The organism is Flavobacterium arsenatis (assembly GCF_031456785.1).
In the GTDB taxonomy this organism is placed as follows: Bacteria; Bacteroidota; Bacteroidia; order Flavobacteriales; family Flavobacteriaceae; genus Flavobacterium; species Flavobacterium arsenatis.
Window position 1 is genome coordinate 16,606 of the sequence record NZ_JAVDVI010000008.1, and the last position, 16,153, is coordinate 32,758.

General features: G+C 36.2%; 14 protein-coding genes. 10 read left to right on the forward strand and 4 right to left on the reverse strand.

Going from position 1 to position 16,153, the window contains the following annotated elements; translation table 11 throughout:
- Window positions 1-10: 10 nt before the first annotated feature.
- Window positions 11-1,987 carry an alpha-ketoacid dehydrogenase subunit alpha/beta gene (locus J2X31_RS10110; RefSeq protein WP_310026491.1) on the reverse strand — a complete coding sequence of 659 codons (1,977 nt, stop codon included), beginning with the start codon at window positions 1,985-1,987 and terminating at the stop codon, window positions 11-13.
- Between the two features lie 192 nt (window positions 1,988-2,179).
- Between J2X31_RS10110 and J2X31_RS10115 the strand changes: the two genes are divergently transcribed.
- From J2X31_RS10115 to J2X31_RS10150, 8 genes are all read left to right on the forward strand, one after another.
- Entirely contained in the window at window positions 2,180-3,130 is a 951-nt protein-coding gene (locus tag J2X31_RS10115) for an isopenicillin N synthase family dioxygenase (protein ID WP_310026492.1), read from the forward strand.
- An 82-nt stretch (window positions 3,131-3,212) separates the two neighbouring features.
- Window positions 3,213-3,545: a translation initiation factor gene (locus tag J2X31_RS10120; protein WP_310026493.1), complete on the forward strand. Its 333-nt coding sequence runs from the start codon at window positions 3,213-3,215 to the stop codon at window positions 3,543-3,545.
- 93 nt (window positions 3,546-3,638) lie between these two features.
- The gene (locus J2X31_RS10125) at window positions 3,639-4,505 is read left to right on the forward strand and encodes a nucleoside phosphorylase (RefSeq protein WP_310026494.1); all 867 of its coding nucleotides are present in this window, start codon (window positions 3,639-3,641) and stop codon (window positions 4,503-4,505) included.
- Window positions 4,506-4,553: 48 nt separating this feature from the next.
- Window positions 4,554-4,931: a VOC family protein gene (locus J2X31_RS10130; RefSeq protein WP_310026495.1), complete on the forward strand. Its 378-nt coding sequence runs from the start codon at window positions 4,554-4,556 to the stop codon at window positions 4,929-4,931.
- A 17-nt stretch (window positions 4,932-4,948) separates the two neighbouring features.
- Window positions 4,949-5,401 carry a DinB family protein gene (locus tag J2X31_RS10135; RefSeq protein ID WP_310026496.1) on the forward strand — a complete coding sequence of 151 codons (453 nt, stop codon included), beginning with the start codon at window positions 4,949-4,951 and terminating at the stop codon, window positions 5,399-5,401.
- The gene (locus J2X31_RS10140; RefSeq protein WP_310026497.1) at window positions 5,392-5,925 is read left to right on the forward strand and encodes a GNAT family N-acetyltransferase; all 534 of its coding nucleotides are present in this window, start codon (window positions 5,392-5,394) and stop codon (window positions 5,923-5,925) included. The genes J2X31_RS10135 and J2X31_RS10140 overlap by 10 nt, the downstream gene beginning before the upstream one ends.
- A 60-nt stretch (window positions 5,926-5,985) precedes the next feature.
- On the forward strand, window positions 5,986-6,834 hold the full coding sequence (locus J2X31_RS10145; RefSeq protein WP_310026498.1) for a substrate-binding domain-containing protein: 849 nt from the start codon (window positions 5,986-5,988) through the stop codon (window positions 6,832-6,834).
- A 22-nt stretch (window positions 6,835-6,856) separates the two neighbouring features.
- Entirely contained in the window at window positions 6,857-7,789 is a 933-nt protein-coding gene (locus J2X31_RS10150) for a transglutaminase-like domain-containing protein (RefSeq protein ID WP_310026499.1), read from the forward strand.
- A gap of 415 nt (window positions 7,790-8,204) precedes the next feature.
- Here the strand turns inward: J2X31_RS10150 and J2X31_RS10155 are convergent, their stop codons facing one another.
- On the reverse strand, window positions 8,205-8,870 hold the full coding sequence (locus tag J2X31_RS10155; protein ID WP_310026500.1) for a uracil-DNA glycosylase: 666 nt from the start codon (window positions 8,868-8,870) through the stop codon (window positions 8,205-8,207).
- Between the two features lie 649 nt (window positions 8,871-9,519).
- Here J2X31_RS10155 and J2X31_RS10160 point away from each other — a divergent pair.
- A complete protein-coding gene (locus tag J2X31_RS10160; RefSeq protein ID WP_310026501.1) occupies window positions 9,520-11,688 on the forward strand; it encodes an endonuclease MutS2 in 2,169 nt (722 codons plus the stop codon).
- Window positions 11,689-11,693: 5 nt separating this feature from the next.
- The gene (locus tag J2X31_RS10165; RefSeq protein WP_310026504.1) at window positions 11,694-12,104 is read left to right on the forward strand and encodes a thiol-disulfide oxidoreductase DCC family protein; all 411 of its coding nucleotides are present in this window, start codon (window positions 11,694-11,696) and stop codon (window positions 12,102-12,104) included.
- Between the two features lie 65 nt (window positions 12,105-12,169).
- On the opposite strand, the gene J2X31_RS10170 is transcribed toward J2X31_RS10165, so the two are convergent.
- Entirely contained in the window at window positions 12,170-13,486 is a 1,317-nt protein-coding gene (locus J2X31_RS10170; RefSeq protein ID WP_310026505.1) for a tetratricopeptide repeat protein, read from the reverse strand.
- A 19-nt stretch (window positions 13,487-13,505) separates the two neighbouring features.
- Window positions 13,506-16,130 (reverse strand): DNA gyrase subunit A, encoded by a 2,625-nt coding sequence (gene gyrA, locus J2X31_RS10175; protein WP_310026507.1) that lies wholly within the window; start codon window positions 16,128-16,130, stop codon window positions 13,506-13,508.
- Window positions 16,131-16,153 lie beyond the last annotated feature (23 nt).

A 16,153-nucleotide genomic window follows, 5' to 3' on the forward strand; every position in this document is an offset into this window, starting at 1 on the left:
ATATTATTTTTTAATAAGCCATCAATTCTTTCAAGGCATCTTCAAATCGGCCTCTGCTCAAAAACTGGTCTTCCAATGCTTTTGTAAACGGAATTGGAGAATCTAAACTCGCTACACGTTTTACAGGACCGTCCAGATATTCGAAACATTCTTCCATAATCATTGCTGAAATATCGCTGGCAACTCCGCCAAACATAGTATCTTCTTGCAAAATGATTGCTTTTCCGGTTTTCTTTACCGAAGCGAAAATAGCTTCTGTATCCAAAGGTTGTAAAGTCCTTAAATCCAATAAATCAGCTGAAATTTCAGGGTTACTTTTCAACGTATCCAAAGCCCAGTGAACAGCTGCTCCAAAAGCAATAATCGTCACGTCTTTTCCTTCTTTTAATAAAGAAGCTTTTCCTAACGGAAGAGTATAATAATCCTTCGGAACGTCTTGGTAAACGCTTCTGTACAACTGTTTATGCTCAAAAAACATCACCGGATTTGGGTCGTTAATTGAAGCATTTAAAAGTCCTTTTGCATCATACGGAAATGCGGGATAAACCACTTTCAAACCTGGTGTTTTGGTAAACCAAGCTTCATTGGTTTGCGAATGGAAAGGTCCTGCTTGAGTTCCGCCACCACAAGGCATTCTCACTACAACATCGGCATTTTCCAACCAACGATAGTGTGATTTTGCCAATAAATTTACAATCGGGTTGAATCCTGTAGAAACGAAATCGGCAAACTGCATTTCTACGATTGCTTTATGTCCGTTGATGGAAAGTCCCATTCCGGCAGAAACCACGGCACTTTCGCAAATTGGCGTATTGATGACTCTTTCCTTACCAAATTGAGCTACAAAACCATCGGTAATTTTAAAAGCCCCACCATATTCTGCAATATCTTGCCCCATGATTACTAAATTCTCATGACGTTCCATCGATTGTCTCAAACTATTTGAAATGGCATCAATCAAACGGATATTTTCTACTTCTTTCGAAGGATTAACTTCTTCAAAATCAAAAGGTTTATAGACATCATTTAATTCGCCTTCATAAGTAGCAACAATTTCTGGTTCGGCTTGAACCATTGCCCAATTTTCATCAATTTCTTTCTTTATTGCAGCACGGATTTCTTCGTCAGCTTCCTCTGAAAGAACATCAGTTAATTTCAAATATTTTCTGTAATTGTCCACAGGGTCTTTAATCGCCCACATATCCATCAATTCCTGTGGAACATATTTTGTACCGCTGGCTTCTTCATGACCTCGCATTCTAAAAGTTTTGAATTCCAATAAAACGGGTCGAGGTTTTTCAATCATCGAAGCTTTTAATTCTGAAAGAATATTGAAAACTTCCAAGATATTATTTCCATCAATAATATGACTTTCCATTCCGTAGCCAACTCCTTTATCGGCTAGATTCTCACAACGGTATTGTTCGTTTGTAGGTGTTGAAAGTCCGTATCCGTTGTTTTCTATTATAAACATAACTGGCAATTCCCAAACTGAAGCGATGTTTAGTGCTTCGTGAAAATCGCCTTCACTTGTAGCTCCTTCTCCGGTGAAAACTGCAGTGACTTTTCCGTTTTTCTTTAATTTATTGGCCAAGGCAATTCCGTCGGCAACACCTAATTGTGGTCCCAAATGCGAAATCATTCCGATGATTTTAAATTCTTGAGTTCCGAAGTGGAAAGAACGGTCACGGCCTTTTGTAAACCCATTTGCTTTTCCTTGCCATTGTGAAAATAAACGATGTAACGGAATATCTCTCCCTGTAAAAACCCCAAGGTTTCGGTGCATTGGCAAGATGTATTCGTCCTTATCTAAAACTGCAGTCACACCACAAGCGATGGCCTCCTGCCCGATTCCAGAAAACCATTTTGAAACTTTACCTTGACGGATGAGAATCAGCATTTTTTCCTCAATCAATCGAGGTTTCAAAATTCTTTTGTATAAGTCTAATAACTGTTCGTTGGAGAGGTTTTTTCTATCGAAATTCATAATAATACGAAAAGGTTTGCGTGATTTTTTAGCTCGTCCAAAAGTATAAAAAAATAACAGCATATTTCGTTAATGTTACAGAATTTTCGATTGTTGATAACTTTTAAAATTATATTCTCAAATTATTCTATACTTTTGTGATAACAAGGCTTATCGCCTAGCAAAGTTATTAACATCTATTTTTAAAAGAGTATGCAAAATATTCCTAGTGTTGACTTGCGTGATTTCCTTTCGGACGACCCGAAACGTAAACAAAAATTTGTAAATGAAATCGGAAAAGCATTTGAAGAGATTGGCTTCGTTGCTTTAAAAGGTCATTTTTTAGATGACAAATTGGTAGATGAATTGTATGGCGAAATCAAAAATTTCTTCGCCTTGCCATTGGAAACCAAATATTCGTATGAAATTCCAGGAATTGGAGGGCAACGTGGGTATGTTTCCTTTGGAAAAGAACATGCAAAAGGCCGAAAAGAAGGCGACTTGAAAGAGTTTTGGCACTTTGGTCAATATGTTGACAAAGATTCAAAATGGGCTTCCGAATATCCTGATAATGTGGAAGTAAAAGAACTGCCTCGTTTTAATCAGGTTGGAAAAGAGGCTTATCAAATGCTTGAAAAAACAGGAATTTATGTTTTGAGAGCTTTGGCGTTGCATTTAGGTTTGGATGAATTTTATTTTGATGATTATGCAAAAGAAGGAAATTCGATCCTTAGGCCAATTCATTATCCACCAATTACACAAGAACCAGAAAATGCCATTCGTGCCGCAGCTCATGGCGACATTAACTTGATTACCTTATTGATGGGTGCTCAAGGTCGTGGACTTCAAGTTCAGAACCACAATGGCGAATGGATTGATGCTATTGCAGAACCAGACGAATTGGTTATAAATGTTGGCGACATGCTTTCCCGTCACACTAACAATAAACTGAAATCGACGATTCATCAAGTGGTAAATCCGCCGAGAGAATTGTGGGGAACTTCGCGATATTCAGTTCCGTTTTTTATGCATCCTGTAAGCGATATGCGTTTGGATTGCCTGGAAAACTGCATTGACCAAGAAAATCCAAAATTATACGAAGACATTTCAGCTGGAGAATTCTTGCACGAACGTTTGGTTGATTTGGGATTAATCAAAAAATAAACATAAAATTCAAATAATAAAATTCCAAATTCCAATTCTCATTTTTGGAATTTGGAATTTGTTTTTTGAAAATTTAAAAAATATGGATTTACAAGACCAATTAAAAAACCTTTTTCCAGACCATCAGGTTTCTAACGAACCAGAAGCTGTTGAGGAAAAAGACCACGAATTATTCGTTCAAAAAGAACCAATGATCTGCAAATATGAAAAGCGAAAAGGAAAGCCAACAACAATAATTTCGGGCTATGAAGGTGAAGACGAAGATTTTAAAATTCTTGCCAAAGAAATAAAGAGTAAATTAGCTGTTGGCGGAAGCTTTAAAGACGGAGAAATCATTATTCAAGGGGATTATCGCGATAAAATCATGAATATCTTAAAAGAAAAGGGCTTCAAGGTAAAACGAGTTGGAGGTTAAATTTTCAATGGCAATGACAATTGCAATGACAAATTTCAAATTTCAGCTTAAACATTTTTCCATTTTTAAATCTTTAAATTTTTCAATCAACCAATGATACAATCATCAGAATTAATACTAAATCCAGACGGCAGTGTTTACCATTTGAATTTAAAACCAGAACACATTGCAAACGACATCATTTTCGTTGGCGACCAAAATCGTGTGGAAAAAATCACGCAATTCTTCGACAAGATTGAATTTTCTACTCAAAAAAGAGAGTTTAAAACCCAGACTGGATTTTACAAAGGAAAACGGTTAACGGTAATGTCAACCGGAATTGGCCCGGATAATATCGACATTGTAATCAATGAATTGGATGCTTTGGTTAATATCGATTTGGAAACACGCCAGCCGAAAGAAGAATTGACTTCGTTAAATATCATCCGAATCGGAACTTCAGGTTCTTTGCAAGAAGATATTCCTGTGGATAGTTTCGTGATGTCGATATTTGGATTGGGATTGGACAACATGCTTCGCTCCTATTTGATTGATGAAGTTTCAAATTCGGCAATCGAAGAAGCCTTCATCAACCACACCAATTGGGATGCCAGAAAAGGAAAACCTTATGTCATCAAATGCAGTGAGAAATTGGAACAATTAATCGAAAGCGATAAAATTTTCAAGGGAATTACAGCAACTGCCGGAGGATTTTATGGTCCACAAGGTCGGGTTTTACGACTTGAAATACAAGATTCTGAATTGAACAACAAGATGGACAATTTCAAATTTGAAGACAACCGAATCACGAATCTTGAAATGGAAACTTCTGCAATTTATGGCTTGTCTGCTTTGTTAGGTCACAACGCTTTATCACTTAATGCAATCATTGCGAATCGTGCAAGTGGAACTTTTAGTGAAGACCCTTATAGAGCTGTTGATGAACTGATTAAATATACTTTGGATAAACTATCGAAGTAGTTTAAGTAGTAAGACTGGAGTATTAAGTATTAAGATTTTATAAAAAAAATGACATTTCGATTTGCAAGACATACCAATAATTTAGAACAACTTAAATCCTTTTATATAGATGTATTAGGATTGGAACTGCTTGGCGGTTTTGAAAATCACAGCGGTTATGACGGTATTTTTATTGGCAAATCGAATGAAAATTGGCATCTAGAATTTACAAGATCAGATGAAGTTGTTGCGTTTCATTTTAGCGACGAAGATATTTTGGTTTTTTATCCCAATACAAAATTAGAATTTGATGCAATTCTGGATAAGATAATTACCAACAAAATTCAATTTCTGAAAGCAAAAAATCCTTATTGGAATGAAAACGGGAAAATGTTTTTAGACCCAGATGGTTACAGAGTTGTAATCTCAAATTTAAAAATTAAATAATCCACACAAAAATTAATATGGAAGAGAAATTAGAGGAATTTGGATTACTATTAAACCGTCTTCAGGTTTTATATTCGACTAATTCTGTTGTAGATTTTGAAGTAAAGCTTTCTGAAAACAAGTGGTCAAAAAAGGAAATCCTAGGTCATTTGGTCGATTCAGTTATCAATAATATTCAACGGTTTGCAGAAATTCAAACCTTTGAAAAACCTTATAAAATAAGAACTTACAACCCGGATGGTTTAGTAAAGTCAAACGATTATCAAAATAAAAACAATCAAGAATTATTAGATTTATGGATAAGCTTGAATGTTCATGCTTTGCATATCATTAAAAATCAAACAACAGAAACTTTAGCTTATAAATTAATTTTGCCAAACGGTGAAGAGTCTGATTTAAAATTTTTAATTGAAGATTACTTTGAGCATTTATACCATCATTTAAAACAAATTGACCCGACATGGATTTAGTTTTAGAAACTGAACGTCTTCTTATTCGTCCTTTAGAATTAACGGATGCCGAAGCTATGTTTGAAATGGATCATAATCCAGAAGTTCATAAATACTTATGGCAAAACCCAACCCAAACCATTGAGGAAACCATCAAAGTAATTGAAATGGTTCAAAAGCAATATGTTGACAATAAAATAGGTCGATTTGCAACCATTTTAAAAGAAACAAATGAGTTTATTGGCTGGACCGGAATCAAATTTATAAACGATCACATTGAAAACGGAAACACGAATTTCTATGATTATGGCTATCGGTTAAACGAAAAATTTTGGAACAAAGGTTATGCAACCGAAGCCTCAATCGCTTGGTTAGACTATGGTTTCAACAAAATGAATATCAAAGAAATGAACGCCTACACTCATTCTGAAAATGGAGCTTCCAATCATGTTTTGCAAAAAGTAGGTTTCAATTTCATCGAAGATTATCCTGATAACGATGGCGTGATTTGGAAATGGTGGCAACTAAAAAAGAGTATCCAATAATCTCAATTTTAATACCGTCAAAGTCTTAATACTTAATACCCCTATCTTAATACTTAAAAAATGAAGCACCTCAAAATAGCCGGAGTTCCAGAACATTTCAACTTACCTTGGCATCTTTGCATCGAAAATAATGAATTTGAAGCCGAAGGAATCGACCTGCAATGGACAGACGTTCCCGAAGGAACCGGAAAATTATGCCAGATGCTTCGCAACAAAGAAACCGACATCGCCGTAATTTTAACCGAAGGAATCATCAAAGATATTGTAGCAGGAAATCCAAGCAAGATTGTTCAAGTTTATGTGCAATCGCCTTTGATTTGGGGAATTCATGTAGATGCAAAATCAAACTATCAAACGCTTTCCGATTTAAAAGATAAAAAAGTTGCCATCAGCAGAATTGGTTCTGGTTCACAATTAATGGCTTACGTAAACGCTCATAATCAGAATTGGAAAACAGATAATCTGCAATTCGAAATCGTCAACACCATCGATGGAGCCGTTGAAGCTTTATCAAATGGAAAAGCCGATTATTTCATGTGGGAACGTTTCATGACAAAACCGTTAGTCGACAAAGGGGTTTTCCGAAGAATCGACGACTGTCCAACACCTTGGCCATGTTTCGTAATTGCTGTTAGAAATGAAGTTTTAGAAAACCATCCGGAAACCATCGGAAAAATTCTTGAAATCATCAATACAACCACATCAGAATTCAAGGGAATTCCCAGTATAGACAAAACACTTTCAGAACGTTACCATCAAAAGCAGGAAGACATTCTAGAATGGCTTTCACTAACCCAATGGTCTCAAAAACAATTATCAGAGCAAATGTTAAACAAAGTCCAAAATCAACTTCTCGAACTCGCTATTATCGATAAAAAAGGTACTTTTGCTGAAATAGTTCACGGCTAGAAAGCGGTTGCCATTTTGGTATATGATAAACTTCAAAAACATTAGTCTTCAACAAATAAAAAGCAAACTCCAGGTCAAAAAACCGTGGGACAATGTGATAATTTTCCTGTTGAATGTCCTGATTGCCATTCCCGTTTTTATCATTATTCACCAAAACATCATCGACCCAGAATGGCCTTTCCAAATCGACAGAATTCTGCTTTTCATCGCCTTAATTGTCGTTATACAACTTATCCTAAGAGCTTTAAGAACCATCATCATTGTTTGCATCGCTCTCTATTTGATAGCCTTAATCTACGGAAGCACTTTTGGAAACTACGGTTTCAATGCCGTTTTTGAAGACTATCGTTCTATGATGTACACCATGCTCGACGACCCAAATCCGCAAGACATCATCCTAGCAAAACTACTTCCGTTTCCCAACAAATCTAAAATCCTCAATGCCATAGATTACAGCAATCCGAAGGTTCGAAATTTTGCCCTAATGGCCACAACCAAGAATTTCCGCAACATAAAAGGCTACCAACAATACCGAGTTACCATCCAAAGCTTTGCCGTTTTCAAGGAAATCAAGGACCGATGGAATTATGTAAACGACCCAAAAGGAAAAGAATACATTGCCTCTGCAAGCGAATCCATAGAACATTTTTCGGGCGATTGTGACGACCATGCCATCCTCATGGCCGCTTGTGTTCGTGCTGTTGGAGGGACTCCCCGACTCATTCACACCGGTGGACACATCTATCCCGAGATGCTAATTGGTAGCAAAAAAGATTTGGAGACCATCAATTATCTCATCAAGGAAGTACTTTTCAAGCAGGAAAGTAAAGGCAAGGAAATCCACTATCACATCGACGAACGTGGCCAAATCTGGCTCAATCTAGATTATACCGCACGATATCCAGGAGGACCATTCATGTCCGAAGAAATCCTAGGGGCTTTGACTTTGAATTGATTTTTAGGAGCGAAACTTTCGGCATTTTCTTAATCCATGTTCCTGCCTTCCTTCCAAATCTTTTTGTCTCGTTAAAGAAACGAGACAAAAAGGATTTTCCCTCCAGTCAGGGCTATAATAAAAATTTATAGGCTTCTTCCGAAACTTTGGGATAATCTTTTGGACTCAACTTTGTCTATAATGCTTCGCCCTTTCAGGGCTAAACCACTAAAACCTCAAAATACATAAAATTCATAGGGTTTCACCCTATGCTAATTAATTTCGCCCTTTCAGGGCTAAAATCAACAAAACCTCAAAATGCATTAAGGTTTCACCTTAGGCTAGAATACTTCGCCCTTTCAGGGCTTTGACATCAAAAAACATCGTCAAACTGACAATTCTGATATTTTATAAAAAACCTGTCAGGTCTCAAAATCTACCACTCGATTTCATTTCTACCTTTCGATTTCAAGTAAGTATTTGCCTTACTAAAATGTTTGTTTCCAAACCAAAAACCGCGATTGGCACTCAAAGGCGAAGGATGTCCCGTCTCTAAAACCAAATGTTTTTCCCTGTTTATTTTTAAACCTTTTTTCTTGGCAAATCCACCCCAAAGTAGGAAAACAACATTTTCATTATTGTCTGAAACTTTCTGGATTACCGCATCTGTAAACGTTTCCCAGCCTTTATTTTGGTGGCTTCCTGCTTCGTGTGCTCTAACAGTTAAGGTTGCATTCAACAACAAAACGCCTTGCTTTGCCCAACGTTCTAAATTTCCAGTTGCAGGAAAAGGTTTCTGCAAATCGGTTTGAATTTCCTTGAAGATGTTGACCAATGATGGCGGAAAAGCAATTCCATCGTTCACAGAAAAGCACAAACCATTTGCCTGACCCACTCCGTGATAGGGATCCTGACCAATAATAACCACTTTCACTTGATCAAAAGAGCAACTATCAAAGGCTGAAAATATTTGGCTTCCCTTTGGATAACAAGTGTGTTCTGAATATTCAGATTTTACAAAATCTATGAGGTTTTTAAAATACGGTTTCTCAAATTCGTCTGATAGTATATTTTTCCAAGAAGGTTCAAGGTTGATTTGCATTAGGATTATTTTTAGGTTGCAAAGTTCGTGAAGTTTTCTAAAATGTGGTAATTCTTTTTTCCAGCAAGACCTACATTCTTTCAACTGAAATGCCCTGAAAGAGCCAAACATATTAACATTGGGTGAAGCCCTATGAACTCAAAGGGTCGTTCGGGATAGCCCTGAAAGGGCGACACAAATTAGCATAGGGTGAAACCCTGTGAATTATGAAATCAAAAGGTTGTCGGGTTTCAGCCCTGAAAGGGCGAAATTAAATAGCATAGGGTGAAACCCTATGAATTTTATGTATTTGAGGTTTTAGTGGTTTAGCCCTGAAAGGGCTAAACAAAATAGCATAGGGTGAAACCCTATGAATTTTATGTATTTTGAGGTTAGTGGTTTCAGCCCTGAAAGGGCGACACATCTTAGTATGAGGCATAGCCTTATGGATTTTGAAAAACCAAAGATTAAAAAGAGCCTAAAGATTTCATTTTAGCCCCGACTGGAGGGAAAATCCTTTTGTCCCGGGGTTCGGGACAAAAGATTTGGAAGGAAGGCGGGAATATGGACTGAAAAAAGCCCAAAGTTTCGCTCCTAAATTAAAGCTAAAGCCGATTCAATAATAGTATGAATCTTTGTAACTTTGGGGCTTCCCAACTTATAACGGAAAATGATATCCATAACAGAAAAAACTTTACAAGATTTACAATTTCCTACCGTTTTAGAAACCGTTTCGGGGCTTTGCAACACCGATTTGGGTATGGAAAAAGCATTGAACATCACGCCTTTCAAGGACAAGGAAACGTTGATGCAGGCTTTGAGCCAAACATCGGAATATGTTTCGTCGTTTCAGAATAATAATGCGATTCCGAATCACGGTTTCGATTCGATTGCACGCGAAATTAAGTTTCTGGCAATTGAAAACAGCACTTTGGAAGTGGGTAGTTTCAGAAAAATTGCCAATATTTCGGATACTTCCAACACACTTTTGCAGTTTTTCAAAAAATTTGACGACTATTATCCAACCTTGAACAACAGGGCTTCGGAACTTGAATTGACGAAAGACATCATCAAGAAAATTGAAGTCGTTGTAGATAAATATGGCGAAATAAAAGACAATGCTTCTCCGGTTTTACAACATATTAGAAGCGAGATGAAGGTGGTTCGAGGGAAAGTCAATCAGAGTTTTGGACTTTCGTTATTGCAATACAGCGGTTTAGGTTATCTGGATGACATCAAGGAAAGTTTTGTTGAAAATCGTAGGGTTTTGGCGGTTTTGGCGATGTATAGAAGGAAAGTGAAAGGCTCTATTTTGGGCAGTTCCAAAACGGGAAGCATCGCTTATATTGAACCTGAAGCAACCTTGAGGTATTCGCGTGAATTAAGTAATTTGGAATACGAAGAAAAGGAGGAAATTGAAAGGATTTTGAAACAACTTTCGAATGATATTCGGCCTTTTTTGCCTTTGATCATTCAGTATCAGGATTTCTTGAGTGATATTGATGTAGTTTCGGCAAAGGCTAAATATGCAAATAAAATCAACGGAATTTTGCCGACGATTACAGAAAACAGGAGGTTGTTTTTTAGAGAAGCCTTCCATCCTATCTTGTATTTGACGAACAAGCAGAAAAAAGAAATTACGTATCCTCAAACTATAGAATTACATCAGGAAAGCAGGATTATTGTGATTTCTGGACCCAATGCTGGTGGAAAAACCATCTCGCTGAAAACGGTTGGACTTTTACAATTGATGCTGCAAAGCGGAATGTTGATTCCTGTTCACGAACGAAGCGAAACGTTTTTGTTTGACAGAATATTGACAGATATTGGCGACAACCAATCGATTGAAAATCATTTGAGTACTTATAGTTATCGTTTAAAAAACATGAACTATTTCTTGAAAAAGTGCAATAGTAAAACGATGTTTTTGATTGATGAATTCGGAACAGGTTCTGACCCAGAATTGGGTGGTGCTTTGGCCGAAACGTTCTTGGAAGAGTTTTACCATCGGGAAGCTTTTGGAATTATTACGACACATTATTCAAATTTGAAAATGCTGGCTAATGAATTGCCTTTCGCTACAAATGCGAATATGCTTTTTGATGAAAAATCGCTGGAACCGATGTATAAATTGATTTTGGGTCAAGCCGGAAGCTCGTTTACATTTGAAGTGGCTCAGAAAAATGGGATTCCGTTTGGTTTGATTAATCGCGCAAAAAAGAAAATTGAAGGTGGAAAAGTGCGATTCGACAAGACGATTGCAACCTTGCAAAAAGAACGTTCGAAGCTTGAGAAAACTTCTCTGAATTTAAAAGAAGAGGAAACTAAAGCACGAGAAGAAAGCAAAAAAATGGAAGCTACCAATTTGAAAATCAAGCAGAAGTTGGAAAGCTATCAGGAATTATACGACAGCAATCAGAAGATTATTTACATTGGACAAAAAATTGATGATATTGCCGAGAAATATTTCAACAATAAAAATAAAAAAGATTTGATTGGAGAATTTCTAAAAATCATTGAAATAGAAAACTCGAAACGAAAAAAGGCAACTCCAAAAGAAATAAAAGTCAAGCAGGAAATTAAAAAAGAAATTATCAAGGAAGTTACGGTTCAGGTGGAGGAAATCCGTCAGGAGAAAAAAGAGAAGAAAATCAAGGCTTCGTTGGTTCCAGAAAAACCAAAACCAGTCCTGAAACTTGGAGATAGGGTTCGAATGTTAGACGGAAAATCTATAGGAACGATTGACAAGATTGAAAGAAACAAAGCAGTTGTAAATTATGGTGTTTTTACATCAACAGTTGGTTTGGATGCTCTGGAATTTGTTGAAGCAAAAAAATAAAAAAAATGAATTTACCGAAGGATAAAAAAATAATTTTGTTTGATGGTGTTTGTAATTTGTGCAATTCGTTTGTGCAATACGTCATAAAAAGAGATAAAAAAGATGTTTTTAGATTTGTTGCCCTACAATCTGATTTGGGTCAAGAAATTTTGAAACACATCGGAATTGATACTAAAAATATTGACAGCATTATTTTATACGAACCTGGAATTGCCTATTTCTATAAATCATCTGCTGCAATTGAAATTGCAAAACACCTGGGAGGATTTTTAGGTTTGAGTATCATTTTTAAGATTATTCCAACTTCACTTCGAAATCCTATTTATGATTATGTAGCCAAAAATCGCTACAAATGGTATGGAAAAAAAGACGCTTGCATGATTCCGACACCTGAATTGAAAGCGAAATTTTTATAAGAAGATATAAAAAAAACCTGTTCATTTAAATTTGAACAGGTTTTTATTTGCTAACAATTTTATGTTTATTCCTTGATGGTTGCTTTTAAAGCTTTTGCTTTGTCGGTCATTTCAAGAGCATTGTAAACACTTACAAGAGTTGTTTTAGCTGCAGTATTTTTATCATCTAAACTAACCGTTTTTTCAAGATGGCTAACGACAAGAAGCAATATTGCGTCTCTTTGTTTTTTCAATGCTTCATATTTTTTATTATCTGCCGCTGATGTTCCAAGCTTATTCATCTGATCCAATAAAACTTGAGATTCATCAATTTTTAAAGCTGATAAATTATAATATGCATTTGCATAATTAGGATTAATTTCAATAGCTCTCAAATAATATTTTTCAGCACCTTTAGGATCTTTATTATTATTACTGATAACACCTAAATTAAAAATCAAGTCAACATTGTTTGGGTCTTTTTCTAAAACTTGATTGATGGCTGTTTTATAAGCCTCCATGTCATTTGTCTTGAGATACAAATCAGCTTCTGACAATAATAACGAATTATCGTCTGGATTGGCTTGACGTGCATCTACAATTGCTTTTTTAGCCTCTTCAATCTTTCCTTTTTGAACCAATATTAGAGCAATATTCTTGTAGATTTCTCCTCTTTTTGAAGGCTCTTTTTCTTCAGACGGAGTAATATGTGTACCAATTTTTATAGCTGCATCTCTATTTGCTTTATTATCAAAGTACTCTACTTTATCATTTAACTTACTAACAGCAGCATATAATGTTTTTTCTCCGGAAAAGTTCAAGGTTTTTAACTCTTCATAATATTTCAAAGCAGTATCATAATCTTGAGCATTTACTGCATAACTTGCTGCATAATATAATTTCTCTTGATCTTTTTTATCTAAAAGATAGAGATTGTGTAATACTGAAGCTGCTTCAGAATTCTTCTTTTGATTCCCTAGCGTAACAGCATAATTTAAAAGAGTCGGCTTATAAAAAGCTACAGTCTGATTGATATTATCTGTATAGACTTTTTTTCCGGTTCTTTTTTCGTAATCCAGCATCGCATTTGCTGCAAGAGTAAATTCTGAAACAACTGTTGGAGTTATGAATTTTGCCATCTGTTCAGGAGTGGCAGCTGGTCCTAAAGCCTTGATTTCCATTACTGGAGTCATTGCTTTATAGAAATTAGCATAAATTCTATCTCCTTCTTCAGATGCCAATGGCGTCAATTTTACAACATTTGCCTTGTAATCAATTACATCTTTGGCTGATGGTGCATCTTTTGTATATAACTTTTTAAGATTTTTTAATTCATCTTTCTGTGCAAAAGAGCTTACTGAAATAAGCAATGCTGTTGCAAGTAGTACAAATTTATTTTTCATAATTGTTGTGTTTAAATTATTATTCTTCGGATTCCTCTTCGTCAGAGTCATCTTCTTCTAATTCTTCGTCTTCAATTTCTTCATCAGCATCGTCATCGTCGTCTGAAGCTCCATCGTCTTCTAGTACTTCCAAAACTGGTTTTACTCTTTCAATGGTTTCATCTACGATAATGTTTCCATCTTCGTCAACTGCTGGTTCTACTACATCATCTTTCATCACTTTAGTTACTGCAGCAATCGAATCGTTTCCTTTGATGTTGATTAATTTCACACCTTGTGTGGCACGCCCCATTACTCTAAGGTCTTCAACTGCCATCCTGATGGTTAATCCAGACTTGTTGATGATCATCAAATCATCTGCATCAGTAACATCATTGATGGAAATCAACTTCCCTGTTTTCTCCGTAATATTAAGGGTTTTGACACCTTTACCTCCACGATTCGTAATTCTGTATTCATCAAGGCTAGAACGTTTTCCGTAACCGTTTTCAGCAACTACTAGGATTTCGCTACTCATATCATTTACAGTAACCATACCAATTACTTCATCGGTATCGTCTTTTAAGGTAATTCCACGAACTCCAGAAGCTGTTCTTCCCATAGGACGTGTTTTGGTTTCTTCAAAACGAACCAATTTACCAGATTTAACCGCCAAGATAATCTGGCTCTCACCATTTGTCAATTTAGCAGCCAATAATTCATCACCTTCTTTAATCGTGATTGCCGCAACACCATTAACCCTTGGTTTAGAATATTTCTCCAAAGATGTTTTCTTGACCTGACCTTTTTTCGTTACCATCACAAGGTTATGACTGTTGATGTAATCTTTGTCTTTTAAATCTTGAGTACAGATGAAAGCTTTTACTTTATCATCACTTTCAATATTTACCAAGTTTTGAATGGCTCTACCTTTGGCTGTTTTGCTTCCTTCTGGAATTTCATAAACACGCATCCAGAAACATTTTCCTTTCTGGGTAAAGAACATCATATATTGATGGTTCGTTGCAACATACATGTGTTCCAAGAAATCTTGATCTCTTGTTCCTGCACTTTTTTGTCCAACTCCTCCTCTATTTTGTGTTTTGTATTCGGTTAAAGGTGTACGTTTGATATAACCTGCATGCGAAATTGTAATAACAACATTTTCATCAGCAATCAAATCTTCGATACTTACATCCCCACCAGAATATTCAATGATTGAACGACGCTCGTCTCCATATTTTTCACGGATTTCTGCCAATTCTTCTTTAATCAAATCCATTCTCATTTCCTTACTTGCAAGTAAAGCTTTCAAATGATCGATTAATTTCATTATTTCTTCGTATTCCGCTCTCAATTTATCTTGCTCCAGACCTGTCAACTGACGCAAACGCATCTCAACGATTGCTTTCGACTGGATTTCAGATAATTTGAAACGCTCCATCAATTTCTCTCTAGCTTCATCTGTATTTTTAGACGAACGAATCAAGGCAATTACTTCATCAATATTATCAGAAGCAATGATTAAACCTTCAAGAATGTGGGCTCTTTCTTCCGCTTTACGCAATTCATATTGAGCTCTACGGATTACAACCTCATGACGGTGTTCCACAAAATAATGAATCAATTCTTTTAGATTCAGCATTTGAGGTCTTCCTTTTACCAATGCAATATTGTTCACACTGAAAGAAGATTGTAATTGGGTATACTTATATAAGGTATTCAACACCACATTTGGCACAGCATCACGCTTCAAGATGTAAACGATTCGCATACCATTTCGATCCGATTCATCACGGATATTGGCAATACCTTCAATTTTTTTATCATTCACCAAGTCAGCTGTTTTCTTGATCATATCAGCTTTATTCACTTGGTATGGAATTTCAGTAACAATGATTGATTCACGTCCGTCAACCTCTTCGAAGCCTACTTTTGCTCTCATCACGATTCTTCCTCTTCCTGTCTTGAAGGCTTCGCGAACCCCTTCATAACCATAAATCACACCACCTGTCGGAAAGTCAGGTGCTTTGATATGGTTCATCAACTCATCGATTTCAATATCTTCATTTTCGATATAGGCTAAAGTTCCGTTGATAACCTCAGTTAAGTTGTGAGGCGCCATATTGGTAGCCATACCAACTGCAATTCCAGAAGCTCCATTAATCAATAGAGTCGGAACTTTAGTAGGCATTACTTTTGGTTCATATAATGTATCATCAAAATTCAACTGGAAATCGACAGTCTCCTTGTCGATATCAGCCATGATTTCTTCTGATATTTTTTTCATTCTCGCTTCGGTATAACGCATTGCTGCAGGACTATCACCATCCACAGAACCAAAGTTACCTTGCCCATCTACTAAAAGATAACGCAAACTCCACTCTTGTGCCATACGAACCATCGCATCATAAACCGATGTATCGCCATGCGGGTGGTACTTACCTAAAACTTCTCCAACAATTCTTGCTGATTTTTTATGGGCTCTATTCGAAAGAACTCCTAATTCGTACATTCCGTAAAGTACTCTTCGGTGTACTGGTTTCAAGCCATCTCTAACATCTGGAAGTGCTCTTGATACAATAACTGACATCGAATAATCGATGTAAGCTGATTTCATTTCGTCCTCTATGTTTATAGGAATTAACTTTTCTCCGTCAGACATATTCTATAGTTATAATTAAATTT

What these genes read in the sequence shown, in the direction of transcription:
- J2X31_RS10110 (WP_310026491.1), bottom strand. Translation starts at nt 1,987, where the DNA reads ATGAATTTCGATAGAAAAAACCTCTCCAACGAACAGTTATTAGACTTA.
- J2X31_RS10115 (WP_310026492.1), top strand. Translation starts at nt 2,180, where the DNA reads ATGCAAAATATTCCTAGTGTTGACTTGCGTGATTTCCTTTCGGACGAC.
- J2X31_RS10120 (WP_310026493.1), top strand. Translation starts at nt 3,213, where the DNA reads ATGGATTTACAAGACCAATTAAAAAACCTTTTTCCAGACCATCAGGTT.
- J2X31_RS10125 (WP_310026494.1), top strand. Translation starts at nt 3,639, where the DNA reads ATGATACAATCATCAGAATTAATACTAAATCCAGACGGCAGTGTTTAC.
- J2X31_RS10130 (WP_310026495.1), top strand. Translation starts at nt 4,554, where the DNA reads ATGACATTTCGATTTGCAAGACATACCAATAATTTAGAACAACTTAAA.
- J2X31_RS10135 (WP_310026496.1), top strand. Translation starts at nt 4,949, where the DNA reads ATGGAAGAGAAATTAGAGGAATTTGGATTACTATTAAACCGTCTTCAG.
- J2X31_RS10140 (WP_310026497.1), top strand. Translation starts at nt 5,392, where the DNA reads ATGGATTTAGTTTTAGAAACTGAACGTCTTCTTATTCGTCCTTTAGAA.
- J2X31_RS10145 (WP_310026498.1), top strand. Translation starts at nt 5,986, where the DNA reads ATGAAGCACCTCAAAATAGCCGGAGTTCCAGAACATTTCAACTTACCT.
- J2X31_RS10150 (WP_310026499.1), top strand. Translation starts at nt 6,857, where the DNA reads ATGATAAACTTCAAAAACATTAGTCTTCAACAAATAAAAAGCAAACTC.
- J2X31_RS10155 (WP_310026500.1), bottom strand. Translation starts at nt 8,870, where the DNA reads ATGCAAATCAACCTTGAACCTTCTTGGAAAAATATACTATCAGACGAA.
- J2X31_RS10160 (WP_310026501.1), top strand. Translation starts at nt 9,520, where the DNA reads ATGATATCCATAACAGAAAAAACTTTACAAGATTTACAATTTCCTACC.
- J2X31_RS10165 (WP_310026504.1), top strand. Translation starts at nt 11,694, where the DNA reads ATGAATTTACCGAAGGATAAAAAAATAATTTTGTTTGATGGTGTTTGT.
- J2X31_RS10170 (WP_310026505.1), bottom strand. Translation starts at nt 13,486, where the DNA reads ATGAAAAATAAATTTGTACTACTTGCAACAGCATTGCTTATTTCAGTA.
- gyrA (WP_310026507.1), bottom strand. Translation starts at nt 16,130, where the DNA reads ATGTCTGACGGAGAAAAGTTAATTCCTATAAACATAGAGGACGAAATG.